The sequence below is a fragment of the Enterobacter sp. V89_11 genome, assembly GCF_029967775.1.
Classification (GTDB): domain Bacteria; phylum Pseudomonadota; class Gammaproteobacteria; order Enterobacterales; family Enterobacteriaceae; genus Enterobacter; species Enterobacter ludwigii.
The window spans coordinates 100496-120244 of record NZ_JASCAN010000002.1; the positions used below are offsets into that span (position 1 = coordinate 100496).

The following is a 19749-nucleotide window of genomic DNA, read 5'->3' on the forward strand; positions in this document are numbered from 1 at the left end:
TTGAGTTTAAATACATGGTAAACGGGGGTTTACCATGTCACCTGAATTACTTCTCTCACTGCTTTCTGCCTTTCGTAAAATGGTACGATGTGGATGTTTTTTACTGTACATCGCACCGGTGATTGTCATATTTCAGGTTATCATTATTGTTTTATTGGATGCGCCGAAAAGAGATAAATAATTGTTGAGGGCAGGGCGGCGAATACAGTTCAAAGAACCAGTGATTTACCTGTAGGCCGGGTTTCGGCCCAAAGCAGTTTATAGTCCCATTTTTTATCATACAATCCGATTGAAAATTGCATTGCCTTATTTTCATTGCGACACACTTCTCGTGCATCAACAATATTTTTCCACATGAGCAGACTTCCTGGGCTGAATGCGGTGATCGACGGATCAATCCCTCCGTTAGGAACATCAAAATACAGGCTTTTTTCACTACGGGCACACAGTACGAGATCTATCGCAACGGGAGCACCTTCAAAGAAAAGTACATTGCCGGTGACCATATGTGGCAGGGCGGTTAACAGTTCAGTGATGTTTTTCCTGTTATAGCATCTGACGCTGTCAGCAAAACGCAGCCTGAAAAGATGCACGTAAATATCAGCAATATCCGCCGGTGACATCTCTCTGAGCGGTATGCATTCTCCGCCCGCAGCCAGCATTTTTTTTAGCTCGCCATTTCTTTTTTTCACCGTTTTACCTGAGAAAGACGTTTTAATCAGGCAAACCTTACGTTTTTCACGAAAAGCATAGGTGGCATTTATTATATTCCCACGCAGCGATGAAGACAGCCGGTTTGTTTTTACTGGCAGAACGATTTTTTGATCGGCAGCCATGGGGATAATAATTTCATCATAAGATACCGGGTAATCGCGCCAGACATTCAGGCCGAAGGTATTTTCATCACTGGTAAAGTACGCTGCGGTGACCTCGCCATCGCGTCGGTAATGCCAGAATGCGAATTCTTTTTCCTTCTTCTGCATAAAGAAATTGATAATGTCGGGGTGAGTATTAACACTGCCGCCGTACTTATAATAAGCCGCCTGGTAATGCGTGAAGTTTGAACGTTCCCATCCAAAAAGCGAATGTCTGAAGCCCATTATTGTTTCTCCTTGCAATCTCATCAGAGGGCGCTGTCAGCGCCGGGCAGTTCTGTCTGAACAGGCTGATTATCCCGACCGTTAATCAATAAACGGTCAAGGCAAAATCAAGATTGCTGCAATCTTCGTTGGCGGAGTTAATTTTGCCTGTCTCAGGAAATATCTGCTTACATTCCAGCTAACGCTATGCTCTTTACATTGACACTAGTGTCAATGTTGTAGAGTGCATCTATGACGAGGAGAAAGGTATGCGACCATCTGAACTGGCGGCGCTCACTGGCGTCAGCACCCGAGTGCTCAGACATTATGAAGCTAAAGGACTGATTGTTTCTCAGCGGTTGGACAACGGTTATCGGAATTACGACGCGAAAGACGTCGAGAAAGTGAGATGGATAATCTCGCTTTTAAAATGTGGGTTCAGTACCCGACAGATTGCAGAGCTGGAAAAGTTTTCTCAGGTAAGCGACATGGATGATGCGCGTTTTATCCAGTGTCTGGCGCAGCACAGAGAAAAACTTCGGGCACTGGACACGCTTATCGAATTACTTAATGAACGCAGAAATACACTTGCCACGCGTATTCACGCCTACGAGTGATCGCTCTGTCTGAGCAGTAATAACAGGAAATATCATCATGAAACAGTTAGACAATAAAGTCGCGTTAATTACCGGTGGCAGTAGCGGTATCGGGCTGGCCACGGCCAAACGGTTTATTGAAGAAGGTGCAAAGGTGATTATCACTGGCAGGAATGCAGAAACCCTGCAGCAGGCGATGAATGAACTCGGTGACGATAATGCACTGTCAATACAACACGATATCGGTGACATACGAAGCCATGAAAACCTCTTTCGCATTATTAACGAAAAATACGGCAAGCTGGATGTGATGTTTGCAAATGCCGGTGTTATTGTGCTTTCCGATTTCCCGGCCTCCACCGAAGATGATTTTAATACTCAGTTTGATATCAACGTAAAAGGGACGTTTTTCGCCGTGCAACAGGCCCTCCCGTTAATGTCCGACGGTGGCTCGATAATATTAACGTCCTCCATTGCGCATTATAAAGGGTTCGATGGACACAATATCTATGCCGCCTCAAAAGCCGCGCTGCGATCTTTTGCCCGCAGCTGGACGACCGACCTTAAAGGCCGTGGGATCCGCGTGAATTGCCTGAGCCCAGGACCCGTCGCCACACCGATTATCAGTAAAATGGGCGTTTCCCTGAGCGATCGCGAGATTTTTGACGCCAGCATCGCAAGTCGTATTCCGTTAGGTCGTTTAGGTAAACCTGACGAGGTGGCCGCGGCAGCGCTGTTTCTTGCATCGGATGAAAGCAGTTTTATTTCGGGTATCGACCTGTCTGTCGATGGCGGGATGGGGCAAATTTAGCGGCGCGTGCAGCGCTGATAAAAAAAACATCAAATTTGATTAAAGCACATCAATTTTGCTAGAGCAGGCAGGTTTGACTTTCACTACTCTTGGTGCGGTAACGACATTTTCATCATCCGCTGTTAACAGGTATCGCTATGAAAAAACGTATTATTATTGCCGGTTCGGGTTTTGCAGGTATGTGGGCCGCCATTTCAGCAGCAAGGCTGGTACAAATGGAAAAGGCAAATGATCGGATTGAGATTTTTTTGGTTTCACCGGAACCTGCATTAACCATTCGTCCAAGATTGTATGAAGCCGTGCTTGAAAATATGGCACCCTCTATTCTGCATGTTCTTGAGGCTGCGGGTGTGCACTATATTGCCGGTTATGTCACCGGTATTGATGCAGAAAATAAAACGATCTCGGTAAAAAAAGAGAGTAGTGAAACCTCGGTTAATTTTGACAGTTTTGTACTGGCCACCGGAAGCCAGGCATTTCACCCAGAACTGCCGGGGATCACGGAATACAGTTTTGACGTGAACTCATTGAATGCTGCTCATGAACTGGAGCAACACCTCATGTCGTTAGCTTCAGAGCCTGATTCTCCCGCACGAAATACTGTTGTTGTCGCCGGTGGGGGCCTGACCGGGCTTGAGACCGCCACTGAAATGCCGGAACGCCTCAGAGACCTCTTGGGTTCGGAGCGCCATTTGCAGGTTATTATTGTGGATAGTTCGAACAAAATTGGTCAGGTGATGGGCGAGGATGCCTGTGAGATCATCAATCAGGCGCTGGCCAGTAATGGCGTGACTGTTCGAACGGGCGTCAGAGTGCGCGCAATCAACGCTGAGGGGGTGATGCTTTCGGACGATGAATTTATCCCCAGCAAAACGGTGATATGGACGGCGGGAATGCGGGCCAGCGCGTTAGCCGCTCTCATCCCGGGCGACCACGATAATCTGGGTCGTGTTATAGGGGATGCGTATCTGCGGGCACCTGCCGCCAGGGGTATCTTCGTTACCGGCGATACTGTAAAAGTCCCTACGGATGATGAAGGTAATTATAACGTCATGTCCTGCCAGCATGCGATGAGCCTGGGGCGCGTCGCCGGTCATAACGCGGCAGCAGAAATACTGGGATTACCGCTGCATCCTTACAGCCAGCCAAAATATGTTACCTGTCTTGATCTGGGCAAATGGGGGGCGATCTACACGGAAGGCTGGGATCATCAGGTTATGTACCAGGGCATGGAAGCGAAAAAAATAAAGCAGGAAATTAATACTCAGTGGATTTATCCGCCAGAACCCGACAGAGAGAAAATGTTTTCTGTTGCTAACCCTGATTATATTATTGTTCCGTAACAGGGCATCTCTATTGATGCTGCCTGGCGGCTGGCAGCATCAACGTGTGTTCTTTTTTTCACGCCATTGACCAGGGGTCAAGCCTGTTATTTTTCTGAAGGCCTGGGTAAATGCATTTTGCGAGCCATAGCCGCTTTCAATGGCAATTTCTGTAATCAGTTTATCGGAGTGTTGTAACTCGTGGAAAGCGCGTTCCATTACGCGCTGCTTAAGCCACCCGTACGGGGTTAAGCCGGTACTGTTTTTAAAGGCACGGCAGAAATGAGCTGAGGAAACTCCCAGCTCAAGAGCCAGTGATTTAATCGTGACATCCCCTATGGGGCTGTTATCCAGTTTTTCCAGCGCCATTTTTAATGCGCGCGAAGACAATACTCCTTGCGACTGACCTGCGGCTGTCAGCGTGTTGGAGTGGTTTTTTATTAACTGTAATATTAATGACAGCGTTAAGTGCTCGCAGAGCAGTTGGTTAATTTTGTTATTGTCCGAAATGATTTCCGCAACGGCCAGCGTAATTTTTGATGCCGTTTCATCAAAATGCGCTGTGCGTAAGAGTAACTCTGCAGTGGGTATCTCCATTTGATTCAGAAGATCGGCGAAAATATTATCAGGAATATATAAATGCATAACATCTACAAGACCAGCAATATCCCAGCGAGATGTACTTCCCTGAGGAATTGTCGTGATGGCGCCTTTCCGGATCGTGTTTTTAACGATTTTATTTTCTGTTTTTCGCTCAACACGCTGCATATGTCCAACGTGAGCAATAATCACATGTTGATCGAGTGGCGGGATAGTTTCATGCAATGGCCCATGCGGCCAGTGATAACAGCGAATTTGCAGCGCATCTCCACTGTCTATGCCTAATTCAGGTCGGTTCTTTAATACCTGAGCCATTTTATGAACGGCATCGTCAAGAGGAATGTCATGATTTTTCATGAGTATACCTGTTAATAACAGTGGGCATAATAAGAGTATAGCGATGTTTTAACCCTGTTTCATTGTGTTCTGTCTGCATGTTTATTTTTGATGATGGGAAATAACAGAGGGGAAAAAGTCATTTCTACGGTGTGTATACCCTTAAATCGATTAATTATGTTGTCTGGAGGAAATATGGCGATATCTAAGAATGATGCAGCGTCGTTAGCACCTGTTAATGGTACCTCGCATGTGGAAGCCGTTTATGAAATGGTGCCATCACGTTATGCACTACAGGTCGGTAAGATTGATGTTCTGGTGATCAGTGACGGCGTGTTGTCATTACCTGGACCCATGTTGGGTCATAACGCGGAGGCCTCCGAACGTACCCACTGGTTTGAAGATAAGTTTCTGCCTGCCGATTTTCTCGACTGGGCATTAAATGTGGTTCTCGTGCATAGCGGTGACCGGACGATCCTGGTTGATGCAGGGATGGGGGAGGCTTTCCCTGATTTACCCCGCGCCGGGCGAACGGTTAACCGCCTGGCGTCAGCGGGGATAGATCTTGCCAGCGTCACGGATGTGATTATCACACATCTGCATATGGATCACGTTGGTGGGCTGCTTATTGAGGGTGTGAAAGCGCGCATGCGGTCAGACCTTCGCATTCATGTCGCTGCTGCTGAGGTGGAATTTTGGCGTGACCCCGATTTTTCACAGGTATCCATGCCGCCAGGTTTCCCGGAAGCACTGCGCCAAACCGCTACCCAATTTTTGCAAGCGTACCAGACTCAACTGCACACATTCGAAGAGGAATACGAGGTTGCTCCCGGCGTGCGTGTCGTTCGTACAGGCGGGCATACTCCCGGACACAGCGTGGTAAGGCTGGCCTCTGAGGGGGAACGACTCACCTTTGCCGGCGATGCCATTTTCCAGGTTGGGTTTGAACATCCTGACTGGTTCAATGGTTTCGACCATTATCCCGAAGAAGCGGCACAGATTCGCATTCGTCTGCTGCAGGAACTGGCAGATAACAGGGAGTCATTGATCGCTACTCATCTCTCATTCCCGTCTGTCTGCCATGTTGCTGTCGACGGCGATACGTTCCGTTGCATCCCGGGTCCCTGGGATTATTAAGAATACCGCTGATGTCATTTTCACGGATACCGGCAGGAACATACGAGGCATTACTTATACGGCCATCCCTCAGACGAGGGATGGCGTTCAGGGGAAGAGCGATGTTTACTTCGCCGCTTCCTCAATAAGTGTGGCAACGTCCTGCGGATGAGAAACCATCACGACATGGGATGCGCCCTTGATCACCACGGTGTGTTTTGAGCCCGCGCGTTCAGCCATGAATCGCAAACCCTGGGCGGGGATATTCTTGTCGCCGTCACCGTAAATGAAGTAAGAGGGCAGTTTTTTCCAGGCAGGTGCCCCTGACTTTTCAGTTAAAGCCGCTTCGGTAATCGGTCTTTGCCCTGCGGCCATCAGCGCCGCCTCTTTAGCTGAAACGTCATGCGCGAATTGCTGGTGGAACTTCGCCTGGTCGATGGAGAGATCGACGCTACCATCAGCCAGCTTCACCGGTGCGGCGAGCGCCTGACCAAGCGTGCCGCCAGGGAATTTTCCGGCCAGGTCGGCCGCCGCTTCACCGGCATCCGGAGCAAATGCGGCGACATACACCAGCGATTTCACATTGTTTGTATCACGGGCCGCGTTCGTAATGACCTGGCCACCATAGGAATGGCCGACAAGGACGACCGGCCCCTTAATATTGTTCACCACGGAAGAGACGTAAGCCGCATCAGTCGAAACACTGCGCAGCGGATTCGCCGCAGCGACGACGTTATACCCGTCCTTTTGCAGGATTTGGGTAACGCCATTCCAGCTAGAAGAGTCGGCAAAGGCACCATGAACCAGGACAACAGTCGGCTTAGCGGTTTCTGCGATAGCGCTGGCAGACAGCAAAACGGTGGCAACGGCAAGGGAGGCAGCAAATTTGGACATGATCGTTCCTCTTTTCAATTCAGTTTAAAGGCTATGCGTATGATGGTTGCGGCCTGTCTGGAACAGGCCACCTTGTTAGCTGCGAATAAAGGCCAGTACGTCAGCGTTAAAGCGATCGGCTTCTGTCTCCGCCAGTCCATGTGAACCGCCGGCATATATCGTCAGCGTCGCATTCGCGACGATCTCAGCGGCGCGGTGTGCGGATGCCTTAATGGGGACAATCTGGTCGTCGTCGCCATGAATAATCAGGGTGGGGCGATCAATCTGCTGCAGGTCGTGTGTGTAATCGACTTCAGAGAACTCATGGACGCAGTCATATTGCCCTTTAATACCGCCCTGCAGGCCGATTCTGCGGAAGTTTTCCCGCAACCCGTCATTGGTGGGGACATGGTCACGGTTGAATCCATAGAACGGAACCGTCAGGTCGAAGTAAAACTGTGAGCGGTTTTTGGCCGTGCCTTCGCGGATGGCATCAAACACCTCCATCGGGGTGCCGTCAGGATTGGCATCCGTCCGGAGCATCAGAGGAGGGACAGCGCCGACCAGAACGACTTTAGCCACACGTGAGGTACCATGACGACCGATATAATGTGCAACTTCGCCGCCCCCTGTTGAGTGACCCACTAAAATCAGATCCTTCAGATCCAGCGCCTCAATCAGCTCAGCGAGATCGTCCGCATACTGATCCATATTGTTACCGTGGAAAGTCTGGTCCGAACGCCCGTGGCTGCGACGGTCGTGTGCGATGACCCGGAAACCCTTCTGGCTGAAAAACAGCATCTGCTGATCCCAGGCATCAGACGATAACGGCCATCCATGAGCGAAGAGGATAGGCTGACCTGAACCCCAGTCTTTGTAGAAAATGCCGGTTCCGTCTGTGGTGGTGAAAGTTGTCATTTCGTTCTCCTGTCATGTGTTGTGCTATTAGTTTGTGTACGACTTGTTTGTGTGCAAATAAATATGACAGCCCTTTTTGTCTTTGTCAATCGCTTGCAATTAAATCGTATGCAAATTATTTTAGGGGGACTGGAGGACATATGACTAAACACACTACTTCCGAGGATTCCCTGCCCGATGTGCACGGTATGCTCTGTTTCTCTCTTTACTCAGCGGGACATGCTTTTACCCAGCTCTATCGTCCCATGCTCGATAAGCTTGGCCTGACCTATCCCCAGTATCTGGTAATGGTCACCTTGTGGAATCAGGATGGGCGAACAGTGAAGGAACTGAGTGGAATTCTTTTTCTTGAGTCCAGCACGCTGACCCCTTTACTGAAGCGGCTGGAGACTGCGGGGTTGATCACCCGGACACGCAATCCGAAGGATGAGCGCGAAGTGCTTATCCACCTAACGGAGAAGGGTGAGGCGCTGAAACGCGAGACCAGCACTATCACGCGCTGTATCGTGGATACCCTTGGGATGGATGCCGACATCATTGCTGACATCAAAGCATCAGTTGATAAGATCCGTGACAAGATCCACCGTGCGCAGAAACCGGACGCCGATGACCTATCCTAATTGAGAGGCGGGCAGGGACATTCTGTCCATTCGTCCGCTCCATGAAACACTGAATTTACTGGAGGGCTGTTTTTCGCATTGAGGAATCTCATTATGATGAGTGCTGATACTTACCAGGGGGATACCGCATGCGCATTGACAATCTACAGTATTTTTTTGACCCACTTTGCGGCTGGTGCTATGCCAGCTCGCCTGCCCTGAACTACCTGGCGCAACATTACAGCGAAAAACTCACGTTAATGCCCAGTGGTCTATTTTGTGATGAGGGAGCCAGGGACATCACCCCCCAATGGGCAGAATATGCGTGGACAAACGATCAGCGGATTGCTTCGCTGACCGGCCAGCCATTCAGTGAGCGTTATCACCAGCTCCTGAACTCAGGTGCGCGCTTTGATTCGACATTTATGAACCGGGCACTCACGGCTTTCCATGAAATCAGCCCGGCGGCAGAAGCAGGGCTGCTTCGTGCACTGCAACATGCCCGCTATGTACTGGGGCGTGATACCGCGCAAAGTAACGTAGTGGAAGAGGTCGGCATTGCCTGGGCTCGGGAAAATCACCTTGACCTTAACCCTAACGACTTTGTCGGGCGGCTTGATGCCGATGACGGGCTTCGCAGCCTGACAGACGACAGGATCGCTGACGTAAAGCGTCTTATGAATCAAAAAGGTTTCAGAGGGGTTCCACTGCTGTTGGTTACGGTTGACAGCACTGAGCACATTATTAGCGGCCACGATCTTTACGGCGGAGCAAAAAGCATCAGCGAGGCGCTGGCAAAGCTTGCATAGCCAACATCGAGGTTTCCGGTTTTACACCCCGGTGCTTCGTTTACCAGTAGTGTTTATCCCTCCTCCGAATACCAGAATCATTTCTGGTGGGGGAGCGACCGGAAAGAGCAGTAGTACCCTACAGATGCTATAAGGCAGAGCATATACCCGAATGACTCGCTGCCTTCCTCCACGACATTTTTGACCACCCTGACGTAGCTTTGATCAAGTATCGCGTACCATAACCCGTGCATTCCAAACAGCCGGGAGAAGACCAGGACTGCCAACAGACCACTGAGCATCACGCCGTACCACGGGGTACGGGTATAGTCTGCCAGTTGCGTAAGGGTAAGACGATAATGGATAACGGGATAAAGCAAAGCACAAACGGCGGAAAGCAGTGCAAACCATACCCAACTTCCGTGAGCCAGAAGATCGAAAAATGCATCCAGTTCTCTAATCAGCATGGAGAGGAAAAAGCCGCCAATCAGGATGTTGCAATAGCGCATGAATGCCCATTTCTTCGCCAGCAGGAAGTGTATAAATACGATGCCCCCTAAAACTGTTTCCTGCACAATTTCGGTCAGCGATATCTCCGGTATATCCAGATTAAATAAATAGATATCCGCCCACAGGCAAAGCACGGGCACAGTGCAGGCTGCTGACGCGAAGAGAAAGAAGAAAAAGCTTTTGAGCACAGACATTAACACCACCACTTTCATTCAAAATACCTATGATAAGTGGCTTCGAACGAAAATCTATTTCACTTTGTGCGCTATAGGCATGAATTTTAAGCATTATGAGCTACTTAGCGAGGGCGTATTACCTTTTCACATCAGACTTCAGCCTTGCATCAGAAATCCAGGTGGTAAGTCGTCTGCGCGATGTAACCCCATGCCACACGAGATCAGCCTCTGGTTGAGCAGTCACGCGCATACGATGACCCATCATCAGACGGGTATCCACCCTCAAAAGGGGAAGTATGCTTTAGCTAAACAGGGCGTGAATACGCTGCTCCAGCGCCTTAATTTTCATAGCCATTCAGCCGTCCGGGTGTTTAAGTGGTTATAATAAAAAATAAAAACTTTGCTTAAAAAATTTTTCTGTGCCTAAATAGCGTCATCGGTTTGGAATACAGACCTTATTAAAGCAGTTTAGTAAAGCAGTCCTCAGTTCAGGTGTTATCAATAGATACTCTTCTTCGTGAGCCTCCTCCTAAGTGCCAAATAAGTTACTCTCTAAATACAGGCCATCATCGCCGCGCTTAGTGGCTCAAAAAATAAGGAATTATCTATGTCTAATAAAATGACTGGTTTAGTAAAATGGTTTAACTCTGATAAAGGTTTTGGCTTTATCACTCCTGACGACGGCAGCAAAGATGTATTCGTACACTTCTCTGCTATTCAGAGCGACAGCTACAAATCTCTTGATGAAGGCCAGAAAGTGTCCTTCACCATTGAAAATGGCGCTAAAGGCCCAGCAGCGGGTAACGTTTCTCCGCTGTAAGTCGCGCACATTGTCGGTGAGCCTTACGATAGCGATGAAGACGCGAGTCTGAGCAGTTAAGCTTCACCGATAATAAAAAACCCGCCGAGTGCGGGTTTTTTTATGGCTTCAGGATGGTGATAGGCTGTCTATTATTCCGTTTGACCGGCCTGTTTTCAAAAAAAGCTTAACCTTCACCCGGAGGTGGGGTGCGGTCCCGAAGGCTGTGTTCCTGTGATAAACGCCAGAAATCATGTCCTGCCGGATACTGATATAAGCGGAGCGAGAACTGACCAGCGACAGCGGTGATGTATTCAAATATCGCTGACTGAGTATTTTCATACTCCATCCACAGTACGGAAGAGGTAAAGCAATAAATTTCCAGGGGAATACCCGACGGCGTAGGCTTCAGCGTTCTAACCACAATATACATATCTTTGATAATATCAGGCCGATCGGCGAGCCAGGCCATCAGGTAGTGCCGAAAAAGCGTTAAATTTGTCAGGCCATTATCCATAAACCAACTGTCCGGTACGCCCAGGGGATCACGCCCGTCGATGAGTTTTGCCAGTGGTTCATTCGTGCCGCGCAGGGCCAGCATCGGGGCCAACGTTTCCTGCGTGAGAAATGTAACGGAGTGCTGATCGATCGTGGTGCTGCGCATAATCCGGCGTGCGCCTGACGAAAACATGGCCTGCCAGTTGGTATACGTTTCGGTCAGAAAGTTTTTGGTCGGGATACGCGAGATCGTGTTATCCCAGTTACGGATAGTAATGGTGTGCAGCGCAATGTCGGTCACTTCGCCACTCAGGTTCTTATCGGGCATTTCAATCCAGTCCCCCAACTGCAGGACGTCATTTGACGAAAGCTGGATATTGGCAACGAGCGAAAGCAGGGTATGCTGAAAGACTAACATCAGCACGGCCGCCACGGCACCGAGGCTGGAAATAATAATCGCGGGGGATTTATTCGACATGACGGCAAGGATCATGATCGCGGCAATGACGTGAATAAATATTTTCCCTATCTGGATATAGCCTTTGATAGAGTGATTTTTACGCTTCGTCTTGCGTAAATATGAGCTATTGACAATATCCAGCATCTCATTGAAGAAAATCGACAGAAAAATAAAGAATAGAATCCCACAAATGGTATTTATTGCCGTCACCAGCGATGCTGGCATATTGGGCATAAACTGCAGGACGTAATAAACGATAATAACCGGAATGAAATTCGACAGCTTTTCGGCTATGCGGCGATCTTTTTCCAGCGGGACATCCTGTTTATGGCTGGCAAAGAAAACCTTACGAACGATTTTTATGAGCAGGAATTTGCACATCAGGTGCGCAAAGAAACCTGAGATGACCAACAGAATAAGATTAAATCCAATGGCCAGAGCCGGATTGCTTTCTATAAATGTTAATAAATAATCCAAGTACACCATCGCTTATCGCCTGAATAAGTATGCCATTTTGTATTAACCTTATTCAAAAGATAAATACAAAGATTTAACCAAATCATATAATGGCATATCCGGTACAGACAAGTCCACGACCTGAATCCTAAGTCGCACAGACCTATTTTGTTACGGTCGGTAACTTTATTTCCAGAACCGTTCCAGGCAATAAAAGCAGACGATGTCCACCTTCAGCATTTGGATCGCTAAAACATATATTCTCTCCCTGTTCGGTACCGAAGCAGGGAGAGGGGCGTTACATTCTCTGCAGAAGTGGAAGAGGGTGGCACGCCGCGTCGCGCTTAGTCGTGGATTTTTACACCCAGACACCCGCGAACAAACTCAGGGTTAAAGTGTTTAACCGCATCGCCAACATAGCCTAAGTCGAGCGAACTGATTTGCGCCATTTCGGCATCAGTCAGAGAGAAGTCCCAGATAGCCAGGTTCTCTTCAATCCGGTTCTGGTGCGTGGATTTAGGAATGACGGTAACGCCACGTTGCACATTCCAGCGCAGAATGATCTGAGCGATGGTTTTTTGATGCGCTTCGGCAATCCCCTTGAGCATTTCATTTTCGTACGGTTTGTGCCTTCCGCCGCCAAGTGGTGCCCAGGCTTCTGGCTGAACGTTGTAATATTTCATGGTCTCGAGCGCGTCAGATTGCGCAAAGTAAGGGTGTAATTCCACCTGATTTACCATGGGCTTAATTCTGACCGTTTCACAGAAGTTGGTGAGCACGTGGGCGTAGAAATTAGACACGCCAATCGCTTTTAGCTTTCCGGCATCATACGCATCTTCCAAAGCCCGCCACGCGCTGAAATAATCACGCATTGCCTGATGCAATAAGTAGAGATCGAAATAGTCTAATCCCGATTTTTTTAACGAGGCCTCAATACCTGCTTTGGCCGTCTCGTAGCTTGCCATGTCCTGCACCCACAGCTTAGAGGTAATAAATAACTCCTCGCGGGTACACAGACCTTCAGCGATGGCTTCACGAACGGCATCGCCCACGGCGTCTTCATTGCCGTACACTGCTGCGGTATCAATGAGGCGATAGCCTGTACGAATGGCGCTCAGCACTGACTGTTTACATTCTTCTTTATCGGTGACCTGAAACACACCAAAACCCGCCATCGGCATTCTGAGGTTGTTGCTTAATACTGTATATTCCACTGAAGAGTTCCTCCACCCTGTTTAGACACCATTCAAAAGTATAAACAGAACCACGACGAACCCGTGGTAATCGTCTTTATTCTTTCAAATCGCTGAATACGCTGGTCTACACCCTGTCGGGAATAAACCAGAATGACATCTGATTACTGAACCGTATAACCGCCATCAATTGCCAGAGCCTGTCCGGTGACGAAGCTGGCATCGGAACTGCACAACCATAAGACGGCGCGCGCGATCTCTTCGGGCTTGCCCAGGCGACCAATTGGCTGCAGCTTCATGAGCTCGGCCATTGCGTCAGGCTCGCTGTTCAGCATATTTTCGACCATTGGCGTGCGGATAATGCCGGGACAAACGGCGTTGATTTGTATTCCACGTGCGGCATATTCCAGCGCTGCGCTTTTGGTCAGCCCGAGGACGCCATGCTTTGTCGCATGATAAACGCCGCGCCCGGCAATGCCGACCAGCCCGCCCAGAGACGAACAGTTAACGATAGCGCCACTTTTCTGACGGCGCATTTGTTGCAGCTCATATTTCATGCAGTTCCAGATACCCCGCAGGTTAATCGCGTTGACGCGATCAAACTCTTCGCCGCTGGCATCTGCGGTTTCTGCAATGGGGCTCTGAATACCGGCGTTGTTATAGGCGGCGTCGAGCTGACCAAACGCCTGTACTGCGTTCTCAATCATGCGTCTGACCTGCTCTTCGTCAGTCACGTCGCAGACGACGGGTTTCACGGTATACCCTTCAGCCAGTAGCGCATCCGCTTCGCGAGATAACGCATCCTCGCGAATATCCGCCATCACCACCGTTGCGCCAGATTCGCAAAATGCCCTGACGGTCGCGAGCCCCATACCGGAAGCCGCGCCGGTGACCAGCGCCACCTTGCCACTAAAATCATACTTAACCATTTGATACCTCTTACCGTGGAATCACGTGCAATGAAGACGTCTCACGTTGTGTAAAAGTATTCTGCGGGAAATGTGATGTTGTTAAAACTGACTAAATCAAAATGCAGTAATGAGGAATTTTCATAAATTAGATAGACTGCTTCTCGTACAGCGCAGGCGGCCGTCATTTATAATGAACGCCATACCGCCAGAACGCTTTTCGTCTGAAGAGACAGTGTATTGGGATGAATCAGCCACCCATTTTTTCCGGATATCAGAGGCCCAGATTGGCACGAGAAAATCTTAATGACTTAATGGCTTTTATTGCCGTTGCGCGCGAAAAAAGCTTCACCAAAGCTGCGGCCCAATTAGGCGTGTCGCAGTCAGCCCTGAGCCATACTATGCGTACCCTCGAATCTCGGCTGGGGATGAAACTGCTGACTCGCACCACGCGCAGTATTGCGTTAACCGATATTGGTCAGTCCATGCTGGATGACCTGGGGCCTTACATTGATGGTATTCAGGGTCGTTTGCAGTCCCTGAAAGATCTCAACAGCAAACCCGCGGGTACGGTGCGCATATCAACGTCAGATTATGCAATCGGGTCTGTTATCTGGCCGAAGCTGGAACCGCTGCTTAAAGAATATCCTGACATTAGTCTGGAGCTGATTGATGACTATGCCTTGACGGATATTGTTTCCGGGCGGTTTGATGCAGGAACCCGTCTGGGGGAACAGATCTCCAACGGCATGATTTCCGTGCGTATTGGGCCGGATGTCCGTTTTGCCGTGGTCGGCTCACCTGATTATTTTTCCCGCAATCCTCAGCCGCAGCACCCTAACGATCTGATTGATTACAACTGCATCAACCTGCGGTTTCCTACGCATGGCAATTTATACGTCTGGGAATTTGAAAAAGAGGGTAAAAGCCTGAACGTGAAAGTCACCGGCCAGCTGGTCTTTAGCCGGATCTATCAGTGCCTTCAGGCTGCAGTGGAAGGGTACGGCCTGGCGCATGTTCCGCGTGATATCGCAGAAAAGCATATCGCCCGTGGGGAGCTTATTAGCGTGCTCGACGACTGGTGCCCCTACTGGGATGGCTATTATATTTACTATCCCGAGAACCGAAATCTATCGAAAGCATTCCAGCTGGTGGTCGACGCGCTACGCCATTACAAACATCCCTGAAGAGAGACGTTTGTCAGCAACGCAAAGCCAGGCCCCTCATCCGGTGCCTGGCGTTTACAGTTGCGTGGCTAAACGTCAGGCATTATCCCTGCCGGCAAACACCTCTTTAAAGACCGGCATCGCCGAGAAAACATTGGGCCAGCCCGCCACAAAGGCCAGTTGCGTCAGGACTTCGGACGCCTGGGTCCGGGTTAAACCATTGTCCATGGCGCGGTTGAGATGGTAAGGAACCTGGGCCACCTGGCCGGCAGTGACCAACGCGCTGACCGTGATCAGACTTCTGTCCCGAGGCGCCAGTCCGGGCCTGAGCCACAGGTTCTGGAATAGCGCGTCGGTCGTGTATTTCACTACGCCCGGCGAGACCTTGCCAAAGTTTGATTCAACCAGCGTGGCACGCTTGTTTTCCGACTCTTCATCCAGCGGCAGGAAATCCACCTTTCCGCCTGGCAAGGAAGCGGTATCGATATGGCGTTGCGCAAACAGCTGACGCGTGATCAGCACCGCAGAGGTGGCGTTCGGCCAGCCGGCGTAAAAAGCCAGGTGGGTGATTGTCTCTGAGATTTCCGCAGGTTTTACGCCGCTGTCCAGCGCCACGTTGAGGTAGTGGGGAAGTTCCGCCGTATCATTGCGGCTGATCAGCGCTGCAACCGTCACCAGGCTTCGATCGCGTCGCGACAGTTCCGGGCGATTCCAGAGATCTTTTTCAATAAACTGTTCTGAATAGGCAGCCATTGCTGGCGCGACCTGGGTTACAGCGTCCCGTGAGTCTTCCGGTTTCATTGTCGAACTCCTGTTTTGAGTAGTCTGGGAGACACATCCGTTAATCAATAAGAGTGAAACGATAAGCAGGACGGTTCTGTTCAGCATTAATGCCCTCCCGCCTGCAGGTACTGCGCATCGCTGACTTTTTCAAGCCAGTTCACGTTTTGTCCCTGCTCATTCGATTCCTGAATGGCCATATGTACCATCGTGGTTTTATCCGTTGCGCCGTGCCAGTGTTTAACCCCTGGCGGGCATTGAATGACATCCCCGGCGTGCACGGTTTTTCGCTCCTGCCCCCACTCCTGCACCCAGCCCGTCCCGGACGTGACCACCAGTGTTTGCCCAAGCGGATGGGTATGCCAGTCGGAACGTGCGCCGGGCACGAAGGTGACATACGCGGCGCCAGCTCTTTGCGGGGCGACAGGTGAGAAGAGGGGGTCAATGTAAGCACGTCCGGTAAAGTGGTCAGCGGGTTCGGCAATCGTCGCGCGACTGCCCGTTTCAGACACGGTCATTTGAGCTGAAGGGGTGGTTTCGCTGTGTGCGGACATACCTGCAAATAACAATAGTGATGCTGCTACAGAGGTGAAACGGATCATCATACTCTCCTGTTGTGAATGAAACGGCAAACCCGGTACCGGGAAAAGAGAAGGGAATAAATGTGTTGTGATGAGATTTGCCGGCTGTGCCGGAAATACATATTCGGGCGGCTACTTATCCGTCAGTAGCTCAAATCGGGCAGTATATTCAGCAGGTGATACGGGCAAGGCATCCGGTTCGTCTAATTGCCCCAGCGTAATTAATCCCGACGCATATCCGTGTGCTTTATAGAAAATCGCCAGATTTCCCCATGGGGCATATAGCGTGATATCACCCTTAGCGGCCGCGGTACCCGCAGGTGCGCCGGCCGTGGACAGGCGGCGAGGAAGATCGCTGATTTTCTCTTCCCCGGCATAATCTTTCAGCTGCAGCGTAAGGGGCAACAGTGCGATAAAGTCACGACTGGTTTGGCTGCTATTCAACGTTGCGGTCAGCGTCTTGTCGTTCAGTATAATTTTTATCTTCATCGGGTTTTCCTGTATGAGTTCGTTGCGCCAGCCGGCAATCGTCTGCAGTCATTGGCAACTATTCTTAACAGAAATAAACCGCGTGTTAATAGGCGTTATCAGAATAGAAAAATGAATAAATTTCATTAATCCGGTCCGGGAAGCAAAATGTTTGTTATCGGCAGATACAGGCCTCAGGGTCTGGCAACGTGGCGTAACCAGTGCCCAACGCCTTCAGCAGCAGCGTCAATTGCGCCGGCCAGATAACCCGAAAATTGCGGTGACCATTCGCTGGCAATCCCGGTTAATTTATCAGCCCATTCTTCCTGCGCCGGAATCTGTTGCGGCTGTGCGTGCCCGACGTCCTGCTGCAGGTCAAATTCTGTCGTCGTAAACGGATCGGCGGCCCAGTCTTTTATCCACTCGGCTTCAGGCTCTGCCGCGTCTTCTCCGAAGAGTCGCACCAGTTGCTCCCGGCACAGTCGCTTGAGTTCGGCCTCGCTCACCGTCCATCGCGATTTTGCCGGTACGCCAATAAAACCAAAGATAGCCGTTTTGCCGGTATCGGGCTCTGACACATCGTGTATTTCAACCATCGGACCCACACGGCTGCTTACATCACCGGAGAGATGCTGTGCCTGCAAAAAGTCGGCATGGTACAGGGCGACATATTTTGCGTGAGGCGCCATCCAGGTCGGCGTTTTACGCCACTGTGAAAGTACCTGCTCCGGCAATGCCGGCTCGAACGTCAATTTTGCTGCCAGCGCGGGAGGCAGGGCGAGGAAAACGTGTTCACCGGTGAAAAGTGAGCCTTCGCCCGTTTCGGACTGCGTCGCGACCTGCATACCCTCGCCGAGACGGGAAATGGAAACCACCTGATGGTCTGACTTAATCTTCTGCGCCGGGATCTGGCGTGTTAATGCGCTCGTCAGCGTCTGCATTCCACCCTGAAGCCTGAACGACTCCGGTGATGTCACATAGGCAGGATAACGTTGCGCAGGGGACGTCGTCTGGCGTTCATAAAGCATATCCCCCGGTCGCCCCTGAGGGAGAGGCGTTAATCCAAGTTGATGTACCAGGTGTGAGAAGTCAGGCTGAATTTCCGGCCAGAACCAGGTCGCGCCCATGTCCACATGAACCCCATCAGGCGTGTTTGCTAACGCCTGACCTGAAAGCACGCGACCGCCGGTTCTTTTCCTCGCTTCCAGTATCACGTAATCCAATCCCGCTTTTTCAAGCAGTGTGCCCGCATACAGGCCGCTGACACCCGCACCAATGATAATAACGCTGCCTTTCATGGTATCGCTCCGGTCAGTGTGGTCGGGCTGAGATGTCCCGTTTTAAGATAAAAAAGTGCCCCTGAGGCGGCGGCCGTCAGCGCCGGCAAATCGCCTTCAGGAAATCTGAGCCAGCTTCCTTTCGGGTAACGACCTTCCGGTGCGCTGATTTCCCCTTCGAGAAGCAGGAGCTCGGCTCCTCCGGCGAGCGGAGCGCAGAAGAGTCGTTCACCCGGTGCGATCCTCTGAAGCTGGGTGGTTTCCGCTACGCTTGCGAACAGGGGACAAATGAGTCTGTGCGGCTGGCCGTGCCAGCGACTCGCCTCGTTGGTATTGATCCTGACCGGTTCCAGTTCTTCGGCGGCGAACTGACGCAACTTAACGAAAAGGGTGGTGCCGTCACGACTGGACGGTCGATGCGACGAGCCGTCCGGGCTGCGCAGATACCAGCCAGCCGGATAATCGGTTCCGTTTTCCGTAAAGGTACCGCTCAGCACCAGAATCTCTTCTCCGCCGGGGTGGGTGTGCTCAGGAAACACAGAATCAGGGGCATACCTGACAAGGCTGGTTGCGCGGGCCTGCTCGCGGCCAATGCGATCAAGCATGACGCGCTCCACACCGGGCTGCGGGGACGGCACCCAGCGGTAGTCATCAGGAGTAATGATGGCTCGCTGTGAAAAATCAGAATTCAGTAACATCATAGTCAGTCATTAAACGGCACCGCAGGCGGTGCCGTATACAGGTTTATTTTGTTGGCAGGTTGTCAAAAACATCCAGAGCCCGGGCGGTGTAGGTTAACGCAGCACCGGCGTTCAGACTGATGGCAACGGAAAGCGCTTCAGCTATCTCTTCACGCGTTGCGCCTTTCTTAACCGCAGCTTCCACATGTACCGCCAGGCAACCATCACAGCGAGTGGTAACGGCAACAGCCAGCGCAATCAGTTCGTGGGTCTTGGGATCAAGGTGCTGATTTTCAGAAGCCCCTTTATCCATCTGCTGTAAGCCTTTCATAAATTCAGGCTGCAGTCTGGCAAATTTCCCGACGGTGGCCAGCAGGCTGGTGCGATATTCATTCCAGTTTAAAAACATTCATAGCTCCGGTACGTGTAGGTTTCAGAAAATGCCCGTTACAGGACGTCGTAAATGCGGATTTCAGGCGCGCTGTTCAGATACGGTTTCAGTGCTTCAACGACATCCTGGGTGAAAAGCGGACTGCTGAGATACGCCTGTGCCTGGGACACGGTTTTAAATCCGTGCAGGACCTGTACGTCCTCGTCACGAACAAGCAGTTCTTTAGAGGTGGCACCGTCGATGGTGGTCAGGAACGGGGTTTTGTATTGCTGGTAGACCCCGGCGGCTGCCGCACGGTTTTCATTACTGATATCAAGGCTGATTTGCAGATAAGCCATCGTTCTCTCCTTCGCTCAGGGTTAAGGCAA

At 50.6% G+C, this 19749-nt stretch carries 23 protein-coding genes and 1 pseudogene; 8 read left to right on the top strand and 16 right to left on the bottom strand.

The window, feature by feature from the left end; genetic code table 11:
* Positions 1-209: 209 nt before the first annotated feature.
* Positions 210-1100, bottom strand: a complete 891-nt coding sequence (locus tag QLG09_RS02055; RefSeq protein ID WP_049023750.1) for a GNAT family N-acetyltransferase — start codon at positions 1098-1100, stop codon at positions 210-212.
* Between the two features lie 248 nt (positions 1101-1348).
* Between QLG09_RS02055 and QLG09_RS02060 the strand changes: the two genes are divergently transcribed.
* From QLG09_RS02060 to QLG09_RS02070, 3 genes are all read left to right on the top strand, one after another.
* Positions 1349-1696 (top strand): MerR family transcriptional regulator, encoded by a 348-nt coding sequence (locus tag QLG09_RS02060; RefSeq protein WP_020882407.1) that lies wholly within the window; start codon positions 1349-1351, stop codon positions 1694-1696.
* Positions 1697-1733: 37 nt separating this feature from the next.
* A complete protein-coding gene (locus QLG09_RS02065; RefSeq protein WP_049023748.1) occupies positions 1734-2486 on the top strand; it encodes a glucose 1-dehydrogenase in 753 nt (250 codons plus the stop codon).
* A gap of 137 nt (positions 2487-2623) precedes the next feature.
* Complete coding sequence (locus QLG09_RS02070; RefSeq protein WP_049023746.1) at positions 2624-3829, top strand: FAD-dependent oxidoreductase; 1206 nt, start codon at positions 2624-2626, stop codon at positions 3827-3829.
* 39 nt (positions 3830-3868) lie between these two features.
* Here QLG09_RS02070 and QLG09_RS02075 read toward each other — a convergent pair whose 3' ends face one another.
* Positions 3869-4765, bottom strand: a complete 897-nt coding sequence (locus QLG09_RS02075; RefSeq protein WP_049023745.1) for an AraC family transcriptional regulator — start codon at positions 4763-4765, stop codon at positions 3869-3871.
* A 174-nt stretch (positions 4766-4939) separates the two neighbouring features.
* On the opposite strand from QLG09_RS02075, the gene QLG09_RS02080 reads away from it, so the two are divergent.
* Positions 4940-5881 carry an MBL fold metallo-hydrolase gene (locus tag QLG09_RS02080; RefSeq protein ID WP_282488712.1) on the top strand — a complete coding sequence of 314 codons (942 nt, stop codon included), beginning with the start codon at positions 4940-4942 and terminating at the stop codon, positions 5879-5881.
* A gap of 105 nt (positions 5882-5986) precedes the next feature.
* Here QLG09_RS02080 and QLG09_RS02085 read toward each other — a convergent pair whose 3' ends face one another.
* Together QLG09_RS02085 and QLG09_RS02090 are read right to left on the bottom strand one after the other, a co-directional pair.
* Complete coding sequence (locus QLG09_RS02085; protein WP_020882412.1) at positions 5987-6754, bottom strand: alpha/beta hydrolase; 768 nt, start codon at positions 6752-6754, stop codon at positions 5987-5989.
* Positions 6755-6829: 75 nt separating this feature from the next.
* Positions 6830-7651, bottom strand: a complete 822-nt coding sequence (locus QLG09_RS02090) for an alpha/beta hydrolase (RefSeq protein WP_282488713.1) — start codon at positions 7649-7651, stop codon at positions 6830-6832.
* 140 nt (positions 7652-7791) lie between these two features.
* On the opposite strand from QLG09_RS02090, the gene QLG09_RS02095 reads away from it, so the two are divergent.
* Together QLG09_RS02095 and QLG09_RS02100 are read left to right on the top strand one after the other, a co-directional pair.
* The gene (locus QLG09_RS02095) at positions 7792-8271 is read left to right on the top strand and encodes a MarR family transcriptional regulator (RefSeq protein ID WP_047744755.1); all 480 of its coding nucleotides are present in this window, start codon (positions 7792-7794) and stop codon (positions 8269-8271) included.
* A gap of 128 nt (positions 8272-8399) precedes the next feature.
* Positions 8400-9059 (top strand): protein-disulfide isomerase, encoded by a 660-nt coding sequence (locus QLG09_RS02100; RefSeq protein ID WP_113656297.1) that lies wholly within the window; start codon positions 8400-8402, stop codon positions 9057-9059.
* 77 nt (positions 9060-9136) lie between these two features.
* Here QLG09_RS02100 and QLG09_RS02105 read toward each other — a convergent pair whose 3' ends face one another.
* Complete coding sequence (locus QLG09_RS02105; RefSeq protein WP_282488723.1) at positions 9137-9742, bottom strand: transporter; 606 nt, start codon at positions 9740-9742, stop codon at positions 9137-9139.
* 589 nt (positions 9743-10331) lie between these two features.
* Between QLG09_RS02105 and cspA the strand changes: the two genes are divergently transcribed.
* Positions 10332-10544: an RNA chaperone/antiterminator CspA gene (gene cspA, locus QLG09_RS02110; RefSeq protein WP_014170400.1), complete on the top strand. Its 213-nt coding sequence runs from the start codon at positions 10332-10334 to the stop codon at positions 10542-10544.
* A gap of 166 nt (positions 10545-10710) precedes the next feature.
* Here the strand turns inward: cspA and QLG09_RS02115 are convergent, their stop codons facing one another.
* The 4 genes and pseudogenes from QLG09_RS02115 to QLG09_RS02130 form a co-directional block, all read right to left on the bottom strand.
* Positions 10711-11625: a mechanosensitive ion channel domain-containing protein gene (locus tag QLG09_RS02115; protein WP_224212623.1), complete on the bottom strand. Its 915-nt coding sequence runs from the start codon at positions 11623-11625 to the stop codon at positions 10711-10713.
* Positions 11547-11967: pseudogene (locus QLG09_RS02120) on the bottom strand (hypothetical protein). Before QLG09_RS02120 ends, QLG09_RS02115 begins: the two are co-directional and overlap by 79 nt.
* A 314-nt stretch (positions 11968-12281) precedes the next feature.
* On the bottom strand, positions 12282-13151 hold the full coding sequence (locus tag QLG09_RS02125) for an aldo/keto reductase (protein ID WP_063156494.1): 870 nt from the start codon (positions 13149-13151) through the stop codon (positions 12282-12284).
* Between the two features lie 143 nt (positions 13152-13294).
* Positions 13295-14059 carry a glucose 1-dehydrogenase gene (locus QLG09_RS02130; protein ID WP_282488714.1) on the bottom strand — a complete coding sequence of 255 codons (765 nt, stop codon included), beginning with the start codon at positions 14057-14059 and terminating at the stop codon, positions 13295-13297.
* 266 nt (positions 14060-14325) lie between these two features.
* Between QLG09_RS02130 and QLG09_RS02135 the strand changes: the two genes are divergently transcribed.
* Complete coding sequence (locus QLG09_RS02135; protein WP_014170396.1) at positions 14326-15225, top strand: LysR family transcriptional regulator; 900 nt, start codon at positions 14326-14328, stop codon at positions 15223-15225.
* Between the two features lie 75 nt (positions 15226-15300).
* On the opposite strand, the gene QLG09_RS02140 is transcribed toward QLG09_RS02135, so the two are convergent.
* The 7 genes from QLG09_RS02140 to QLG09_RS02170 all read right to left on the bottom strand — a co-directional run bounded on the left by QLG09_RS02140 (position 15301) and on the right by QLG09_RS02170 (position 19719).
* Positions 15301-16005, bottom strand: coding sequence for a carboxymuconolactone decarboxylase family protein (locus QLG09_RS02140; RefSeq protein ID WP_282488715.1), 705 nt, complete (start codon positions 16003-16005; stop codon positions 15301-15303).
* An 86-nt stretch (positions 16006-16091) separates the two neighbouring features.
* Positions 16092-16589, bottom strand: a complete 498-nt coding sequence (locus tag QLG09_RS02145) for a cupin domain-containing protein (RefSeq protein ID WP_240485692.1) — start codon at positions 16587-16589, stop codon at positions 16092-16094.
* A 108-nt stretch (positions 16590-16697) separates the two neighbouring features.
* The gene (locus tag QLG09_RS02150; RefSeq protein ID WP_032678298.1) at positions 16698-17054 is read right to left on the bottom strand and encodes a cyclophilin-like fold protein; all 357 of its coding nucleotides are present in this window, start codon (positions 17052-17054) and stop codon (positions 16698-16700) included.
* Positions 17055-17227: 173 nt separating this feature from the next.
* The gene (locus QLG09_RS02155) at positions 17228-18331 is read right to left on the bottom strand and encodes an FAD-dependent oxidoreductase (RefSeq protein ID WP_282488716.1); all 1104 of its coding nucleotides are present in this window, start codon (positions 18329-18331) and stop codon (positions 17228-17230) included.
* Entirely contained in the window at positions 18328-19011 is a 684-nt protein-coding gene (locus QLG09_RS02160) for a cupin domain-containing protein (RefSeq protein ID WP_078774421.1), read from the bottom strand. The genes QLG09_RS02155 and QLG09_RS02160 overlap by 4 nt, the downstream gene beginning before the upstream one ends.
* A gap of 43 nt (positions 19012-19054) precedes the next feature.
* Positions 19055-19399, bottom strand: coding sequence for a carboxymuconolactone decarboxylase family protein (locus QLG09_RS02165; RefSeq protein WP_014170390.1), 345 nt, complete (start codon positions 19397-19399; stop codon positions 19055-19057).
* Positions 19400-19437: 38 nt separating this feature from the next.
* Positions 19438-19719: a hypothetical protein gene (locus QLG09_RS02170; protein WP_014170391.1), complete on the bottom strand. Its 282-nt coding sequence runs from the start codon at positions 19717-19719 to the stop codon at positions 19438-19440.
* Between the last annotated feature and the right edge of the window lie 30 nt (positions 19720-19749).